This window comes from Chryseobacterium elymi, assembly GCF_003385495.1.
Classification (GTDB): Bacteria; Bacteroidota; Bacteroidia; order Flavobacteriales; family Weeksellaceae; genus Chryseobacterium; species Chryseobacterium elymi.
Genome location: NZ_QNUH01000010.1, coordinates 50,776 through 65,648, shown reverse-complemented (window position 1 = coordinate 65,648; position 14,873 = coordinate 50,776). Strand labels below are relative to the sequence as shown.

Genomic DNA, 14,873 nt, shown 5'->3' with positions numbered 1-14,873 from the left:
TCTCAAAATAACAATAATATGGCAATGTTTAATTATGGTGTTGGCGGCAACGAGGTAAAAGTAGACGCTAATGAAGCTATTCAGGAAATACAGGAAAACAAATCGCTGATAGTAAGCCAGCTTACTACAGAAGAATCTTATACCCCTGAAATCGTAACAGGATTAAAAACTGTGGACGACGTCTTCAGACATTTTCAACCATCCGTAGCAGTACAGCACGAAACGGAAGATGGCGGTGTAGTAGAGGAGGAATTCCGTTTTCAGAATCTTGCAGATTTTACACCCAAAAATCTTACTCAGAAATCAGACTATTTACAACAGCTTAGCATGGAGCAAGAGCAGTACAATAAGATTGTACGCCAGCTGAAGACCAATAAGATTCTGCGTAATATGCTTGAGAATGAACAGACCAGAGCTGCATTCATCGAAGTATTGAAAGATGTGGCACAAGAACTTGAAAAATAATTATTTACACTAAATCAAATCATGGATAGCAAATTACAGGCACAAGAAAGCCAACAGCAGGGTCAGCAGCAACACTCAGGGCAGCCGAAGGGCAACCCGCTTGCGGAGCTTAATAAAATAGGAGGTTTTGGCTTTGTTGAATCCGTTGTAGACGGTATCGCCAATATGAACCCTACAAGAAAAGCCAGGAAAGAAATTTTCCTGACAGATACCAATAAATCAGACGAAAGAAAAGAGCTTCTTCAAAAAATAAACCTTTGGGTGAGTCTTTTAGAAGGAAATGAGTCTGCAGATAAAATGGCAGAGACCTGCAAAACCAAAGCGCAGGCAGCAGACCAAAATCTAAAGACCAATCTGAAAAATACACTTGATGCAGTACGTTTGTTGGAAACCAACTACAGAACTGTAGCTCAGTTCTATAAAAATACAGAATTGGATAAAGTGGATAACGTAAGCATCGTTAACGCAAGCCTTGAACAGGTTTCAGATCTGGATAATCCTTTATTCATTGATGCTATTTCCGAAGAATTCAAAAACTATTACGACCGTTTAGATCTTAGAGACAACTATTCTATCCTGGCAATACCCGGATATTTAGGCTCAAACAAAGTCATTGAAAAATGGGCCAAGATCTGTAACGAAAACAAAGTAATGATGGTGACCGACTTTGCCAATCTGGATAAACCGGATGACGTAGTCGACTTATTCCACTCTGCCAACCTTACCGGTGGCGAGCTTCATAGAAGTAACGTTATTATGACATGTAACTGGCTTGTAGGAAGAGGAAGAGCTGAAGAAGTAGGGGAAGAAGAGAATGTAGAGCTTCCGCCTTCCACTTCATTGGCAGGAAAAATCCACAAAACTTTGATGTCTCAGGTGGCAGCAGGTAAAAAGCATGGTAATATCAACGAAGTAGATGCCGTAAAATTCGAATTGAAGAAAAGTGAAATTTCTCAATTGGAAAAAATGGGTCTTGTTCCAATGGTGAACGAGTATGGAAAAATCATGGCATTCTCTGCAAAAACACTGTTTACAGGAGACAATATTGGTCTTCAGACCTATTCAGTAGTACGTGTATTCGACTATGTAACTAAAGTTTTACTTGACTTCCTGAACAGAAGAGCATTCGAAAACTGGAATGCTAAGAATGAAGACGATTTGAGAAGGCAGATCGTAACCTTCCTTGACAATATCAAAGGTCCGGACAAGCTTATTGAAAAATTCAAAATTGTTCGTTTCGAGCAGGACAGAGTTAATAAAGACAGAGTATGGCTTGATATCCGTATGACCCCTTATTTCCCTACAAAAAGTTTCGTTATTAAATTGGACGGACATAAAGGAGATGATGGTAACGAGTGGGATGCACAATATACTCAGGAATAACAACAATCTAATTTTAATAACAAAACCGATGCATTTTTACATCGGTTTTTTACTGCCAATTCATATGAAAATTAATGTGATCAAAAATAGTTTAAGCCTCTTTCTGACTGTATTTCTGCTGATTATATTGACCGGATGCGAGAAAAAATACCAGGCACCGGATCATTATGCCGTGGATCTTTTTAAGGATGAACGGCAGCAGGGAAAAGCTTATATCATGAACGAAGAAGAATGCTTTGACGGTAGCGAGCTGGTTATTGCAAGTTCCAATGTGAAACTGACTGACAGCTCAAAAGGAAGAGGAAAAACATTCTTTCTTTACAAAGTAAGATCCGGAAAAGTATTGAAAACAATAAGAGATTCTGTGATGGATTATCCGTTCATGTTTCTTTCCGATCAAAGACTGAAGCTTAAACCAGATTCAATTTACCTTTACCTGAAAAAACTTGAAGGCTACCGGTTTATTGCTGCAGAAAGAAATCTTAAATATCAATGGTTGAAAGCAGCTCCCGTATATTCCGTGAAAAAGGATAAATAATTTTATCTTTGCAGAACGGGAACTGACAGCATTTTAAGCTTTTTAAAAAGAGGTTGCAAAATATGCTTCGACTCCGTTCAGCATGACAATCTGCAGCTATATGGTATTAGAGGTGTCATGCTGAGCGAAGTCGAAGCATCATAAAAATAGTTGCAGTTAAGAATTCCCTCAAATCATTTAAACAGACAAAGGTTTTTGGAAAGAGATAATAAAAGTTCAGAATTTCTCCATATTGGAAATAAATTACTGAGCTGGTACGGAAAAAATGCAAGAGATCTGCCTTTCAGACAGACAAAAGACCCTTATAAAATCTGGATCTGCGAAATTGTTTTTCAGCAGACAAGAATCAGTCAGGGACTCAACCATTATAATAACTTTATTAAAAGATTTCCGGATGTAAAGACACTGGCTGATGCGGAAGAAAATGAAGTGCTGCTCTACTGGAAAGGACTTGGATATTATTCAAGAGCCATTAATATCCATAAAGCTTCACAGCAGATCATGAATGATTATCAAGGTGTTTTTCCTGCCGATTATGAAGAGATTTTAAAATTAAAAGGAGTCGGAAAATATACCGCTGCGGCAGTTTCAAGCATCTGTTTTGGAGGTAGAATGCCGGCTGTTGACGGTAATTTTTACAGGGTCTTAAGCCGTATTTTTGCGGACGATTTTGATATTTCCAATTCAAAAGCCTTTTCCTATTTCTCTCAATTGGCAGCAATGGTCATGCCAGATAATGTAGGCGATTTTAATCAGGCTATGATGGACCTCGGTTCAGAAATCTGTAAGCCTAAAAATCCACTTTGCAGCGAATGTCCGGTAAATGATGACTGTCTTGCATTTTCCATGCAGAAAATATCAGAGTATCCTGTCAAAACAAAAAAGGTCAAAACAGAAGATCTTGCCCTGAAATATTATTTTGTGCACAGAAACGGACAGTTTCTGATCCGGCAGAGAAAAGACGATTTCATCTGGAAAAAATTATTTGAATTTCCACCGGTAATTTCTGTAGAGCTGGAACCGTTTATCAGGAATGTAAAAACCATCAACCATAAGCTTACCCATAAGAATCTCATCATTGAAATTTCAAGTGTTGAGGTTCATTCAGAAGCGGTTTGGAACAGTTTTATAGCCGAAAATCAGTACCTCATTACAGACTTTGAAGCTTTTCACGATAAATCTTTTCCCAAGCCTTTGGAAAACTACATCCAAAACTCACTGAAAGACTGAAATTTGTCTCCCAAAATCTAAAATCTAATTTGTACTTTTGCAAAATGATAAAAAACGTCATTTTTATTTTTGTATCACTGCTTTTAATTTCATGCGGAAAAGATCATGTTCCAAAACCTTACGGGGAACTCCGCCTGGAGTATCCGGCACCCAAATATCAGAAATTTGAGAATAACTGTGCCTATACTTTTGAATATTCAGACTTTGCATCCATTTCTGATGCTAAAAAGCCGTGCTGGTACTATATCAATTACCCAAAAATGAAAGCCAAGGTCTTTGTGACCTATTATCCGATACAGAATGATTTTGCAGACCACATCAAAGAAGCTGAGAAAATGGTTTATGAGCATACCATTAAAGCGAGCTCCATAGATACCAAATCATTCGAATACCCGGACAAAAAGGTGTACGGAAACTTCTATGAGCTTAAGGGGCAGAGCGCTTCTAATCTTCAATTTTACATGACTGACAGCACAAAACATTTTGTGACTGCTTATTTATACTTTAATACAAGGCCAAAACCTGATTCTTTGGCCCCGGCAGTGAACTATATCAAAGATGATATGAAGCATCTGCTGGACACTTTTGAATGGAAAAAATAATTGACTTTAAAATACATTGAAAAATATATGAAACTTTTAGTTGTAGGAAGCGTTGCATTTGATGCAATCGAAACGCCATTTGGTAAAACTGATAAAATTTTAGGAGGGGCAGCTACTTATATTAGCATCACTTCATCCGTTTTAGGCGTTAAATCTGGTATTGTTTCCGTTGTTGGAGGAGATTTTCCACAGGAGCACCTTGATATGTTCACAAACAGAGATGTAAATATTGAAGGAATTGAGATCGTGAAAGAAGGAAAAACATTCTTCTGGTCCGGGAAATATCATAATGATCTGAATACCAGAGATACTTTGGCTACAGAAGTGAATGTTTTGGAGAATTTTGATCCGAAAATTCCAGATTCTATGCAGGATGCAGAGATTCTTCTGCTTGGTAACCTACACCCTGGCGTTCAGCTGTCCGTACTGGAAAAAATGAACAAACGTCCAAAACTTGTTATCCTTGATACCATGAACTTCTGGATGGATTCAGCATGGGATATCCTGATGGATATGATTGCTAAAACAGATGTTATTACCATCAATGATGAAGAGGCAAGACAGCTTTCAGGAGAATATTCTTTAGTAAAAGCAGCTAAAAAGATCCATACCATGGGTCCTGACTATGTAATCATTAAAAAAGGAGAGCATGGCGCTTTACTTTTCCATGACAATAAAGTGTTTGCTATTCCTGCACTTCCATTAGAAGAGGTTTTTGATCCAACCGGAGCCGGAGATACTTTTGCAGGAGGTTTTGCCGCTTATCTTGCTAAAAAAGGGAAGTTTGATTTCGAGACCATGAAGTCTGCTTTGATTGTAGGTTCAGCCATGGCTTCCTTCACGGTTGAGAAATTCGGAACCGAAAGAATTCAGGAAGTAAATGAATCTGATATGTTCAGCAGATTAAGACAATTCAAAGAATTAACGACATTCGATGTTGAACTGCAATAAATAAGTCTTTTTAAGAAATATTTATAATAAAAAATTTAGACTAATTCGTTAAGTATTCTAAATTTGCAACTTGTTTAAAATAGTAAAATGATAAATAAACTAAAAATCACTTTTCTTCTTGGGATTTTCATGATGATATTCTCTTCAAACATGAATGCTCAGCTAAAACCCGGAGAATTAGTGGATGGTATTGCTGCTGTTATCGGTGATGAAATTGTTTTGGAATCGGATGTTAATGAGCAGATGAACTATGCCAAACAACAGGGAGCCTCTGAGACAGACAAATGCGACTTCCTTGAAAACCTGATCAGCAACAAGCTTCTTGTATACGAAGCCAAAAAAGATACATTAATTGAAAACCGTTCTGCTGCCATTAAAGAGCAGGCCAATGCAAAATACCGTCAATTGCTTTCTCAGTTCCCCGATGAAAAAACTATGCTTGCCGCATATAAATTCAGAAATGCGTATGAAATGAAAAACGCTATCGAAAAGATAGATGTGGATCAATACTACGGACAGGCAAAATATCAGCGTGTTACTGAAAAGGCAGACGTAACCCCAAATGAGGTTACTGACTTCTATAACCTGTATAAAATGCAGCTTCCGGAAGTAAAGGATGAAATATCTTTAGCGCAGATTATGATATATCCTAAACTGACCGATGCGCATAAAGATGATCTAATCAAAAGATTAAATAAAATCAAGCAGGATATTGCCGCCGGCGAAACTTTTGAAAGCCAGGCGAGAATATATTCTGAGGACGAAGGATCTGCGGCTAATGGAGGACTTTATAAAAATATATTCAAAGGACAGATGGTAAAGCCATTTGAAGCGGCCGCACTAAACCTTCAGGAAAATGAGATCTCTGAGCCTATTGAATCTGAATTCGGGTATCATATCATACAGCTGATCAGAAAATCCGGGAAAGTATATGATGCAAGACATATTTTGTTGAAGGCAACCCCTACTGACGATGAAATGAAAACAGCAAAAGCAAAACTGGACAGTATCAAGAACCTTGTTCTGGATGGTAAAATAACATTTAAAGATGCCGCTTTTAAATTTTCAGATGATAAGAAGACGAAATTCAACGCAGGAATTATTTCAGGGGCGGATGGTTCTGATAAAATTGAAAGAGAAAGTATTCCCGGATCTATCACTTATGAACTGGCAGGTTTGAACAAAGGAGATATTACTTCTGCTTTTGAGGATGAGGATAATAAAAGAAAAGTGGTGAAGATCATCAAATTAGAAGATGTTATTCCTGCCCACCAGATTACACTGGAAACAGATTATAACAGAATCAAGCAGATGGCGCTCAACAAAAAGCGTAACGAAATGATTGAGAAGTTTGTCAACTCTAAATTACCGACAACCTTTATATCCATTGACGGACGCTATGATAACTGTAAATTCAAAGCCAACTGGAAAAAAGAATCGATCAAAAAATAAATAAAAAACCTTCAGAATTTCTGAAGGTTTTTTTATACTGAAAAGTCAAGATATTTCCTTTAGAAACCGCGTTTTTTATTATTTTTACGCATGAGCAATTTTATAGATTTCAATTCAGCAAAAAAACTTCAGGAAATGAAGACAGATCAAAATAGAATTAAAGAGCTTTTTAACATACAATATCCTATTATTCAGGCAGGAATGATCTGGCATTCAGGCTGGAGGCTGGCTTCGGCGGTTTCCAACTGTGGTGGTTTGGGGATCATAGGAGCGGGAAGCATGTATCCTGATATCCTGAGAGAAAATATTCAAAAATGCAAATTGGCTACAGATAAGCCTTTCGGCGTTAATGTGCCTATGCTGTACCCCAACCTTGAAGAGATCATTCAGATTATTCTGGAAGAAGGCGTAAAAATTGTTTTTACTTCAGCCGGGAATCCTAAAACCTATACAGAGACCCTTCAAAAAGAAGGAATAAAAGTTGCCCACGTTGTTTCGTCTACTAAATTTGCTGTAAAATGCGAAGAAGCAGGAGTAGATGCTGTCGTAGCCGAAGGTTTTGAAGCAGGAGGGCACAACGGAAGAGACGAGACTACGACTTTCTGTCTGATCCCGAATGTAAAGAAACATATTTCTAAACCGTTGATTGCTGCCGGAGGAATTGCATTGGGTTGCCAGATGAAAGCTGCTATGATCCTGGGCGCAGACGGTGTACAGATTGGCTCCAGATTCGCTGCTACCGTTGAAGCAAGTGCCCACGAAAACTGGAAAAAGAAAATTACCGAACTGAATGAAGGCGATACCCACCTTACTTTGAAAGAACTGGCACCTGTAAGGATGGTGAAAAATAAGTTCTTTAGTGAACTGGAAGACATCTACCAGTCAGGAAGAAATAAAGAAGCTTTAATAGCTTCATTGGGACGCGCAAGAGCAAAACGAGGAATGTTCGAAGGAGATATGGAAGACGGCGAGTTGGAAATAGGACAGGTTTCCGCTTTAATAAACGATATATTACCGGTAGAAACCGTTTTCAGTAATTTGCTGAAGGAATTTGAAGCAGCGAAAGTTCCAAGCTTATAGAACTGAATGAATGGAAGAGAGGATAATAGAAGTAAGAGGACAGAAACTTTATATCACACACAATAACATAACCGGAGAAAAGTCTGTTATCGTTTTTCTACATGATTCTTTGGGCTGTGTTCAACTTTGGAGAGATCTGCCGGCAAAACTGTCTGAAATTACAGGCTGTAGCATTCTCATGTATGACAGACTAGGCTATGGGAAATCCGGACCTATGCCGACCCACGAAAGGCCGGTGAATTATATGGAACTGGAAGCAGATTTACTGAATGATCTGCTGACAGAGCTTAATATCAACAATGCCATCCTATTCGGGCACAGCGATGGAGGAACCATTGCCCTTATCACTGCTGCTAAATATCCCGAAAGAATAAAGGGTATAATCTGTGAAGCAGGGCATATTTTTGTAGAAGAAGTTACTTTAAAAGGAGTTTACGAAGCCTGGAACGCTTATAAAACGACCAATCTTGCCGAACGTCTTGCCAAATACCATGGAGAAAAAGTGGAAATGCTTTTCAGGACCTGGACGGAAACATGGACCCGTGAAGATTATAGAAACTGGAATATTGAATATCTGTTGAAGGACATCCACTGTCCGTTATTATTTATTCAGGGAGAGACTGACGAATATGGCACACTCAGTCAGGTGGAGAAAACAGTTTCCCAGGTGAGTGGTAAGGCAGAGAAATATATCATTCCCGGAATAGGTCATACGCCGCATAAAGAAGTTCCGGAGTTGGTTCTCACTAGAGTATCAGAGTTTTTAGAAAAAATATAGCTGTTGGAAACAAAATCAACAGTAAAAGAAGCATCTTGATTTTCAACAAGGTGCTTTTTTATACTTTATAACCAACCAGACAAGGAATAATTTATACAAATTGTACACATAATTGCTCGATTCAACACGGAAATACACATTATCAAGTCTGTGATTTTATTTTTAAGCTGTTTGTATATTAACCATGTACAAGTTTTAATAAAAATATGAAAATCAAAAATTTACTTTTCTGATAATATTTTAAATCTATTATTTCAAAAAGATTAACCTTTTTTTTATTTCAAAATTCTGTTTCCCAATCCGATAAATTATTGTGAAAATTACATATAATACGCAATTAAAATCACTGTTAAGTGAGATTTTGTTTCTATTTTTGAACTATCAAACAGCGATGCAGAAGATTCTGAAAACAAATTTGATGAAAAAAATCCCCTATAAGGAAATTTCCAATATTTCCTTTTTGGTTTGTTAGTTGATGGATAAGTTGTGTTTGAATGAATGGTTCCATTCTGGAGATGTGGCTTTGCTGCATCTCCTTTTTGTCATTTATAAAAGCTTAAGTTCCGCAGCTAAATTTTCCCTTGCCTGCTGCTCATATTTATCCTTGAAATGCTCTGTTTTGAAAATACTTTCCAGCTCCAGGAAGTGTTTTAACACCTTTTTTCTTCCCGGTTTGTAGAGAAGGTCTGGATACAGGGCATATTCCTTTCGGATCTTCCGCGTATAATCAAAATATATTACAGAATCTTTTCCCAGGATAGAAAGGTCTGCATCAAGAAGATAGTTTGTATCCGCATCATCTGACTTTTGATGGGACTTGGTAGCCAAAATCTGGTCTTCTATTTTTGAAATTATAGTTTGGGGCAATCCCATTTTATGAAGCCGTTCTGCAGCATACGATGCACTTCTTTCTTCATTGGACTTTGAAGAAGCATCATAAATAACATCATGGTAAAAAACAGAAAATGAAAGAGTAAAAAAATCTTCAATACGGTTTTTCACACTTTCCAGTTCCATAAACATATTCTGAAGATGAAAGAGATCATGGTAATACCTGTTTTTTCGGGAATATTTTTTTTCAATTTCATGCCACAGGTTTTCAATAAGACTCCTGTCCTTCGTAAAATGAAGACAGAGATCTGTGAAGTTTCCTTTCAGATTCATGATGAATGAATATAAAAAAAGGAACTTTTAAAAAGTTCCCTGATTTGATTCCAATACTGCTTTCAGATCAGCCCAGCCTCCGCCATTGTATCCGTCCTTCAGGCCCTGGCCATTAAGATATTCCAATGCTTTTCCACTTCTGTTTCCGCTTCTGCAGAATAAGATCACAGGTTTTTCGATGGATAAAATCTCTTCCTTTCTGTCTTCTACTTCACCAAGAGGAATATTTTTGGCTCCATCTATATTTCCGTCCATTTCAAGCTCCATTGGCTCGCGAACGTCAACTAATTCATAATTTCCTGACTGTATAACTTCTATTAAAGACATAACTGTGTAATTTAAGATTAAAAATAAGAACGAAAATACGCAATTTATTCCTGAAAAAAGTCTTTATCGAAACTTAAATTTTTCCCAAAAAAATGCTTAAAACTTAAGGCTCATCCACTTCTTACTGAAAACCATAAGATTCATAAAATTAATCTTAATTTTGCAGAATGGAAATCCTGAATGGCAGTGCCGAAAAATATTCTCAACTTATAAAATCCAAAGCAGAACATTTTGGATTTCAGAGCTGTGGTATTTCGAAAGCAGGATTTTTAGAAGAAGATGCTCCGAATCTTGAAAAATGGCTTCAAAATAATTTTCATGGCGAAATGAAGTACATGGAAAATCATTTTGATAAAAGATTGGATCCCAGGCTGCTTGTAGAAGGCTCAAAATCTGTTATTTCACTTTCTTACAATTACTTTCCAAAAGAAGAAATCTCTGCCCTGGAAAATTATAAGATCTCAAAATATGCCTACGCAGAAGATTATCATGAAGTGGTAAAAGAAATTCTCCGTGAAATGGTTTCAGAATTGCAGCAGGAGATAGGAGAGTTCGGGTTCCGGGTTTTTGTGGATTCTGCACCCATTTTGGAAAGAAGCTGGGCCAGAAAGTCAGGAATAGGCTGGGTAGGTAAAAATGCCAATCTCATCACAAAGCAAAACGGCTCCTTCTATTTTTTGGCAGAAATTATATGTGATCTTGAACTGGTTCCCGATCATGCTACTACAGATCATTGCGGAACCTGCAGGAAGTGTATTGATGCATGTCCTACGGATGCCATTGTTTCGGAAAAGATTATTGATGGAAGCCGCTGTATTTCTTACGCAACTATAGAGCTCAAAAACGAAATTCCCGATCATTTTAAAGATAAAATGGAAGACTGGATGTTCGGATGTGATATCTGCCAGGATGTATGTCCCTGGAACAGATTTTCTTCACCTAACCTTCAGAGTCGTTTTGCTCCGAATGAATCTCTTAAGAATTTCAAAAAAGAAGAGTGGAGAGAAATTACCCAGGAAATTTTTTCTGAGATCTTTAGAAAATCTCCCGTAAAGAGAACCAAATTTGCAGGTCTGAAGCGGAATATTGAATTTTTGGAACGTTCTTCAGATAAGCTTTAGGACAAATTTTTGGTGACAAATCCTTATCTGGAAGTTTAAAGTTCCAAAATAGAAGAGGAAAAATGACCATCCCTTAAGCTATCGGTCTTAAGGAGGTTAAGATTTAATTCAGTAAGAATCTCTGAAAAACTTTTCCTAAAAAGAAAATTGACTTTCAGGAGACCAATGTCCCACAGAAAATCAACGTTTTTTTTGTACTCTTTTTGGAGCTGTTTTTACCCGTACTTTAAATCTTTTTTGTGATTTTGTATTTTTACGCATATTTGTGAATATTTCGTAACTAAATTTAATCATTTTTTCGATTAAAACAAATACTTTTACAGAAAATTGAAGATTAAATTTTATTAAAACATGAGTGTGAAAATTGTATTACTGTATGTTCTGAAAACCTTAGGAATTATTTTGGGAATTGTTGCTCTGTATGTTATTCTGGGTCTTTTACTGCCGCTTATAGAAGTTTCTGCAGATAATGACGGAAAGCCTAAAGATATTCCGATTTATATTTTTACCAACGGCGTGCACACGGATATTGTAATGCCTGTAAAAAATGATCTTCAGGATTGGGGAGCAAAAGTTCCGTTTTCCAACACAAAATCAAAAAGCACAGATTACAGTTATATAGGAATAGGCTGGGGCGATAAAGGCTTTTATCTTGATACGCCGACATGGGCCGATCTGAAGTTCTCCACTGCTTTTAAAGCCACTTTCTGGCTCAGTGATTCTGCCATGCACTGTTCCTATTACAAAACCATGAAAGAAGGTGAAGACTGCAAAATGATCATGATCAGCAGGGATCAATATAAGAGTCTGGTGAAATTCATAGAAGATAAATTCGACAGAGATCAGAATGGAAACTTTATCCTGATTCCAACTGATGCTGTTTATGATGTTAACGATGCATTTTATGATGCTAAAGGAAAATATAGCTTCCTGAATACCTGCAATACCTGGGCAAACGATGCACTGAAAGCTGCAGGACAGAAAGCTGCATTATGGACACCTTCCGATTTTGGAATCTTTAGACATTACAAATAATTTTCAATGAAGATTTTTGCCCTAGTTTTTGCTTTACACCTTGTATTTTCATGCACTAATGAATCTAAAGGAAACCGTCACTTTCTAGCAGATCTTTCTGTTAAAGAAGGGAACAGGCCGGAAGCGGATCTTTCTAAAATTACATCAAAGGCCGAAGAAGCTTTGAAATTCTGTGTTTCAAAAAAACTAAATACGGATTTTTGTATTCTGATTGATATGAGTCTTCATTCAGGGATTAAAAGATTTTTTGTCTGGGATTTTAAAAAGAAATCGATTGTTAAAAGATACCTTGTGGGTCATGGCTGTGGTCCAAATCCATGGAGTGCAGATGGCTCAAAAGACAATCCACAGTTCAGTAATGAAGACGGAAGCCATCTTTCATCTTTAGGAAAATATAAGCTGTGGGGAAGAGGTCATAGTGATTGGGGAATCAATATCAAGTACCTGATGCATGGTTTGGATGAAACAAACAGTAATGCTTTAAAACGGTATATCGTTTTCCATTCCTGGGACCAGATGAGTGACGACGAAGTTTTTCCAAAAGGTTCTCCGGAAGGCTGGGGGTGTCCTACAGTGTCCAACAATGCAATGAAAGAAATAGATCCTATGATTCAAAAGGCCGGGAAGCCAGTTCTGATGTGGATCTATCAATAATTATACAGAGAATTTATGAAGTACTGTCTTGTCCGAGAGCAACAGCTCAACTGCAGTATAGAAACCGCATGGAATTTTTTTTCTTCTGCCAGTAATCTTTCCGAGATCACACCAAAAGACATGAATTTTATCGTCCTGACTACCATGGAAAATGATGAAATTTATGAAGGAATGCTCATCGATTATTACGTTTCACCTCTTTTTGGTATAAAAATGAAATGGCAGACAGTGATCATTAGAGTGGATTTTCAGAAGAGCTTTATAGATTTTCAGAAAAAAGGGCCCTATAAACTTTGGCATCATCGTCATGAATTCATCCCCAATGAAAAAGGTGTAATTATGAAAGATACTATTGATTATGAACTTCCCATGGGATTTTTGGGAGAAATAGCCCATTCACTCTTCGTTAAAAAGAAAGTGGAATATATTTTCGACTACCGCTATGCAGTACTGGAGAGAATGTTCAATAAAAAATAAGTTTAAAATACAATAAAAGCCGCTCACTGAGCGGCTTTCTTTATTTTTTTACAAAATCTGCTGTTGTGTAGCAGATCTGTTGTTTATTTAACCAATTCGATATTCACAGCAGAGAATCCTTTTGGAGATTTTTCTTTCTCGAAAGATACTTTGTTCCCCTTTTTTACAGGATGTGCACAGCTGTTGTTGTGAAAGAAAACATTTTCTTTGCTGTTGTCTTCAGTAATAAAGCCATAGCCTTTCTCACTGTGGAAAGTGATGATCCCAGTCTTTCTTATTTCTTCTGCCATAATAGGAGCGGCACCAAGCTGGATCTCATCAATGTTTACTTCCTGTCTTTCTCTGTCTTCAGGAGGTGTAGAGGTAAGTCTTCCGAATTCATCTACATACATGAAAACATCTTCTGCACCCTTGTTGTTATTCGTTTTACGATCTTCGCGTCTCAGCGCTTTTTCTTTTTGCTTTTGAATTTTTTTCTTGAAATTTTCTTTTTTAGAAAAAGAGTCTGCCATAAATTATTCTAGTATTTAATTTTATATTGTATTTGTTTACCTGATCTGCCAAATCTTATAAAGCTGCAGTCATCCGTCTGTTCTTCTTTATGAAACGAAGCGTCGAAAGCAGTTTGTTTGGGCGTTCATCAGTAAAAGAAGTGATTTTTAAAAAATGAGGCATCTGAAAAAGCGGGAACTGAAAAGAAAGAATTTCCATACTGTAACAGAGGGCAAAGGCAGCGGCCTATTAATTAATATACAAATATACGACAATTAACTGAATAAACCTATTTTAAATCATTGATTATCAAAAATGTATTTTCCCATTTAAAACAGACTGTTCATTTCATCGATTTAAATATTACTAAAAATCCTCAGCATGCTGAGGATTGTGGAAAATAATATATTATAAAAATGAAGTGGTGTATAATACGATTCATACAGCAGCAAATGTTGTGCCTAAAATTCACATATTTTGGATTTTTTTTGCGTGAAAGCTCAATTCTAGAGCAATTACAGAATGTATGCTGTTGGTATATAATATGATATCCTTTATATGTGTAAAATATTTTTTAATAATTCATTCATAATACATTAGATGTAAGGAATTCGGAATCCATTACAGTCTGTATCTTTTATATACACTTGTAGGCTGTTGATATTTGGCGTTCAAAATATTTTTTGTGATTTTTTAATTTAGATTCATGAAAAACAATTTCTATCTCTGTGCAGCTTTGTCGGTTATTTTGCTGATGCACAGTGTAGTATCTATTTTCAGTGGTGATGTTAATAATTTTGGGCGTCTTTACCTTGATACCATAGGCTTCAGTCCTTTTGGGCTCTATCTGGCCTGGGCTGTAAAACTAATCCACCTTTTCTCAGCATTGCTGATCTGGTCGGACCGGTATGTAAAGCCGGTTTCTATCTGTAATATGTTCATCCTGATGTTGGGGATTTATTTTATCCATTGGCAAAATGGGTGGTATGTTGTAGGCGGCGGAACGAACGGAATTGAATTCAATATTCTTTTAATTTGCTGTTTTTTGCAGCTTATTTTTAACGGAAAGAGAGGAAGCGGCAGTTCATAGACAATTACTGTAGATTAATCATTATATTTTTATT

Annotated in this window: 17 protein-coding genes; 14 read left to right on the top strand and 3 right to left on the bottom strand. The window is 36.9% G+C overall.

Translation table 11 applies throughout. The features are described 5' to 3' along the window. Positions 1-18 precede the first annotated feature (18 nt). The 9 genes from DRF60_RS12865 (at position 19) to DRF60_RS12825 (ending at position 8,479) form a co-directional block, all read left to right on the top strand. On the top strand, positions 19-465 hold the full coding sequence (locus DRF60_RS12865; RefSeq protein ID WP_167443735.1) for a type VI secretion system contractile sheath small subunit: 447 nt from the start codon (positions 19-21) through the stop codon (positions 463-465). Positions 466-486: 21 nt separating this feature from the next. Further along, on the top strand, positions 487-1,848 hold the full coding sequence (locus tag DRF60_RS12860; RefSeq protein WP_116012435.1) for a DUF5458 family protein: 1,362 nt from the start codon (positions 487-489) through the stop codon (positions 1,846-1,848). A gap of 28 nt (positions 1,849-1,876) precedes the next feature. Beyond that, on the top strand, positions 1,877-2,386 hold the full coding sequence (locus tag DRF60_RS12855) for a hypothetical protein (RefSeq protein ID WP_116012434.1): 510 nt from the start codon (positions 1,877-1,879) through the stop codon (positions 2,384-2,386). A gap of 195 nt (positions 2,387-2,581) precedes the next feature. Continuing rightward, positions 2,582-3,616, top strand: coding sequence for an A/G-specific adenine glycosylase (mutY, locus tag DRF60_RS12850; protein ID WP_116012433.1), 1,035 nt, complete (start codon positions 2,582-2,584; stop codon positions 3,614-3,616). Positions 3,617-3,660: 44 nt separating this feature from the next. Next, entirely contained in the window at positions 3,661-4,218 is a 558-nt protein-coding gene (gldD, locus tag DRF60_RS12845) for a gliding motility lipoprotein GldD (protein WP_116012432.1), read from the top strand. A gap of 27 nt (positions 4,219-4,245) precedes the next feature. Then, complete coding sequence (locus DRF60_RS12840; protein WP_116012511.1) at positions 4,246-5,169, top strand: PfkB family carbohydrate kinase; 924 nt, start codon at positions 4,246-4,248, stop codon at positions 5,167-5,169. 87 nt (positions 5,170-5,256) lie between these two features. Further along, on the top strand, positions 5,257-6,621 hold the full coding sequence (locus DRF60_RS12835) for a peptidylprolyl isomerase (RefSeq protein ID WP_116012431.1): 1,365 nt from the start codon (positions 5,257-5,259) through the stop codon (positions 6,619-6,621). A gap of 90 nt (positions 6,622-6,711) precedes the next feature. Next, positions 6,712-7,701, top strand: coding sequence for an NAD(P)H-dependent flavin oxidoreductase (locus tag DRF60_RS12830; RefSeq protein WP_238640207.1), 990 nt, complete (start codon positions 6,712-6,714; stop codon positions 7,699-7,701). A gap of 10 nt (positions 7,702-7,711) precedes the next feature. Further along, positions 7,712-8,479: an alpha/beta fold hydrolase gene (locus DRF60_RS12825; protein ID WP_116012430.1), complete on the top strand. Its 768-nt coding sequence runs from the start codon at positions 7,712-7,714 to the stop codon at positions 8,477-8,479. A 546-nt stretch (positions 8,480-9,025) separates the two neighbouring features. Here DRF60_RS12825 and DRF60_RS12820 read toward each other — a convergent pair. After that, positions 9,026-9,643 carry an HD domain-containing protein gene (locus DRF60_RS12820; RefSeq protein ID WP_116012429.1) on the bottom strand — a complete coding sequence of 206 codons (618 nt, stop codon included), beginning with the start codon at positions 9,641-9,643 and terminating at the stop codon, positions 9,026-9,028. A 27-nt stretch (positions 9,644-9,670) separates the two neighbouring features. After that, entirely contained in the window at positions 9,671-9,970 is a 300-nt protein-coding gene (locus DRF60_RS12815; protein ID WP_116012428.1) for a rhodanese-like domain-containing protein, read from the bottom strand. Between the two features lie 167 nt (positions 9,971-10,137). Between DRF60_RS12815 and queG the strand changes: the two genes are divergently transcribed. The 4 genes from queG to DRF60_RS12795 all read left to right on the top strand — a co-directional run bounded on the left by queG (position 10,138) and on the right by DRF60_RS12795 (position 13,257). Further along, positions 10,138-11,091, top strand: coding sequence for a tRNA epoxyqueuosine(34) reductase QueG (queG, locus tag DRF60_RS12810; protein WP_116012427.1), 954 nt, complete (start codon positions 10,138-10,140; stop codon positions 11,089-11,091). 357 nt (positions 11,092-11,448) lie between these two features. Beyond that, positions 11,449-12,126: a TIGR02117 family protein gene (locus tag DRF60_RS12805; RefSeq protein ID WP_394337460.1), complete on the top strand. Its 678-nt coding sequence runs from the start codon at positions 11,449-11,451 to the stop codon at positions 12,124-12,126. Positions 12,127-12,132: 6 nt separating this feature from the next. Continuing rightward, the gene (locus DRF60_RS12800) at positions 12,133-12,780 is read left to right on the top strand and encodes a murein L,D-transpeptidase catalytic domain-containing protein (RefSeq protein ID WP_116012425.1); all 648 of its coding nucleotides are present in this window, start codon (positions 12,133-12,135) and stop codon (positions 12,778-12,780) included. A 15-nt stretch (positions 12,781-12,795) separates the two neighbouring features. After that, positions 12,796-13,257, top strand: coding sequence for an SRPBCC family protein (locus DRF60_RS12795; protein ID WP_116012424.1), 462 nt, complete (start codon positions 12,796-12,798; stop codon positions 13,255-13,257). Between the two features lie 83 nt (positions 13,258-13,340). On the opposite strand, the gene DRF60_RS12790 is transcribed toward DRF60_RS12795, so the two are convergent. Then, the gene (locus DRF60_RS12790; RefSeq protein WP_111956070.1) at positions 13,341-13,769 is read right to left on the bottom strand and encodes a cold-shock protein; all 429 of its coding nucleotides are present in this window, start codon (positions 13,767-13,769) and stop codon (positions 13,341-13,343) included. Between the two features lie 686 nt (positions 13,770-14,455). On the opposite strand from DRF60_RS12790, the gene DRF60_RS12785 reads away from it, so the two are divergent. Further along, on the top strand, positions 14,456-14,839 hold the full coding sequence (locus DRF60_RS12785; protein WP_116012423.1) for a DoxX family protein: 384 nt from the start codon (positions 14,456-14,458) through the stop codon (positions 14,837-14,839). The last annotated feature ends 34 nt before the right edge of the window (positions 14,840-14,873 follow it).

Excerpts from the sequence above, each read along its gene's own strand:
- DRF60_RS12830 (WP_238640207.1), top strand. The coding sequence starts at position 6,712 with ATGAGCAATTTTATAGATTTCAATTCAGCAAAAAAACTTCAGGAAATG.
- DRF60_RS12800 (WP_116012425.1), top strand. The coding sequence starts at position 12,133 with ATGAAGATTTTTGCCCTAGTTTTTGCTTTACACCTTGTATTTTCATGC.
- DRF60_RS12785 (WP_116012423.1), top strand. The coding sequence starts at position 14,456 with ATGAAAAACAATTTCTATCTCTGTGCAGCTTTGTCGGTTATTTTGCTG.
- DRF60_RS12815 (WP_116012428.1), bottom strand. The coding sequence starts at position 9,970 with ATGTCTTTAATAGAAGTTATACAGTCAGGAAATTATGAATTAGTTGAC.
- queG (WP_116012427.1), top strand. The coding sequence starts at position 10,138 with ATGGAAATCCTGAATGGCAGTGCCGAAAAATATTCTCAACTTATAAAA.
- gldD (WP_116012432.1), top strand. The coding sequence starts at position 3,661 with ATGATAAAAAACGTCATTTTTATTTTTGTATCACTGCTTTTAATTTCA.
- DRF60_RS12795 (WP_116012424.1), top strand. The coding sequence starts at position 12,796 with ATGAAGTACTGTCTTGTCCGAGAGCAACAGCTCAACTGCAGTATAGAA.
- DRF60_RS12825 (WP_116012430.1), top strand. The coding sequence starts at position 7,712 with ATGGAAGAGAGGATAATAGAAGTAAGAGGACAGAAACTTTATATCACA.
- DRF60_RS12835 (WP_116012431.1), top strand. The coding sequence starts at position 5,257 with ATGATAAATAAACTAAAAATCACTTTTCTTCTTGGGATTTTCATGATG.
- DRF60_RS12820 (WP_116012429.1), bottom strand. The coding sequence starts at position 9,643 with ATGAATCTGAAAGGAAACTTCACAGATCTCTGTCTTCATTTTACGAAG.
- DRF60_RS12860 (WP_116012435.1), top strand. The coding sequence starts at position 487 with ATGGATAGCAAATTACAGGCACAAGAAAGCCAACAGCAGGGTCAGCAG.
- DRF60_RS12790 (WP_111956070.1), bottom strand. The coding sequence starts at position 13,769 with ATGGCAGACTCTTTTTCTAAAAAAGAAAATTTCAAGAAAAAAATTCAA.
- DRF60_RS12855 (WP_116012434.1), top strand. The coding sequence starts at position 1,877 with ATGCATTTTTACATCGGTTTTTTACTGCCAATTCATATGAAAATTAAT.
- DRF60_RS12840 (WP_116012511.1), top strand. The coding sequence starts at position 4,246 with ATGAAACTTTTAGTTGTAGGAAGCGTTGCATTTGATGCAATCGAAACG.
- DRF60_RS12865 (WP_167443735.1), top strand. The coding sequence starts at position 19 with ATGGCAATGTTTAATTATGGTGTTGGCGGCAACGAGGTAAAAGTAGAC.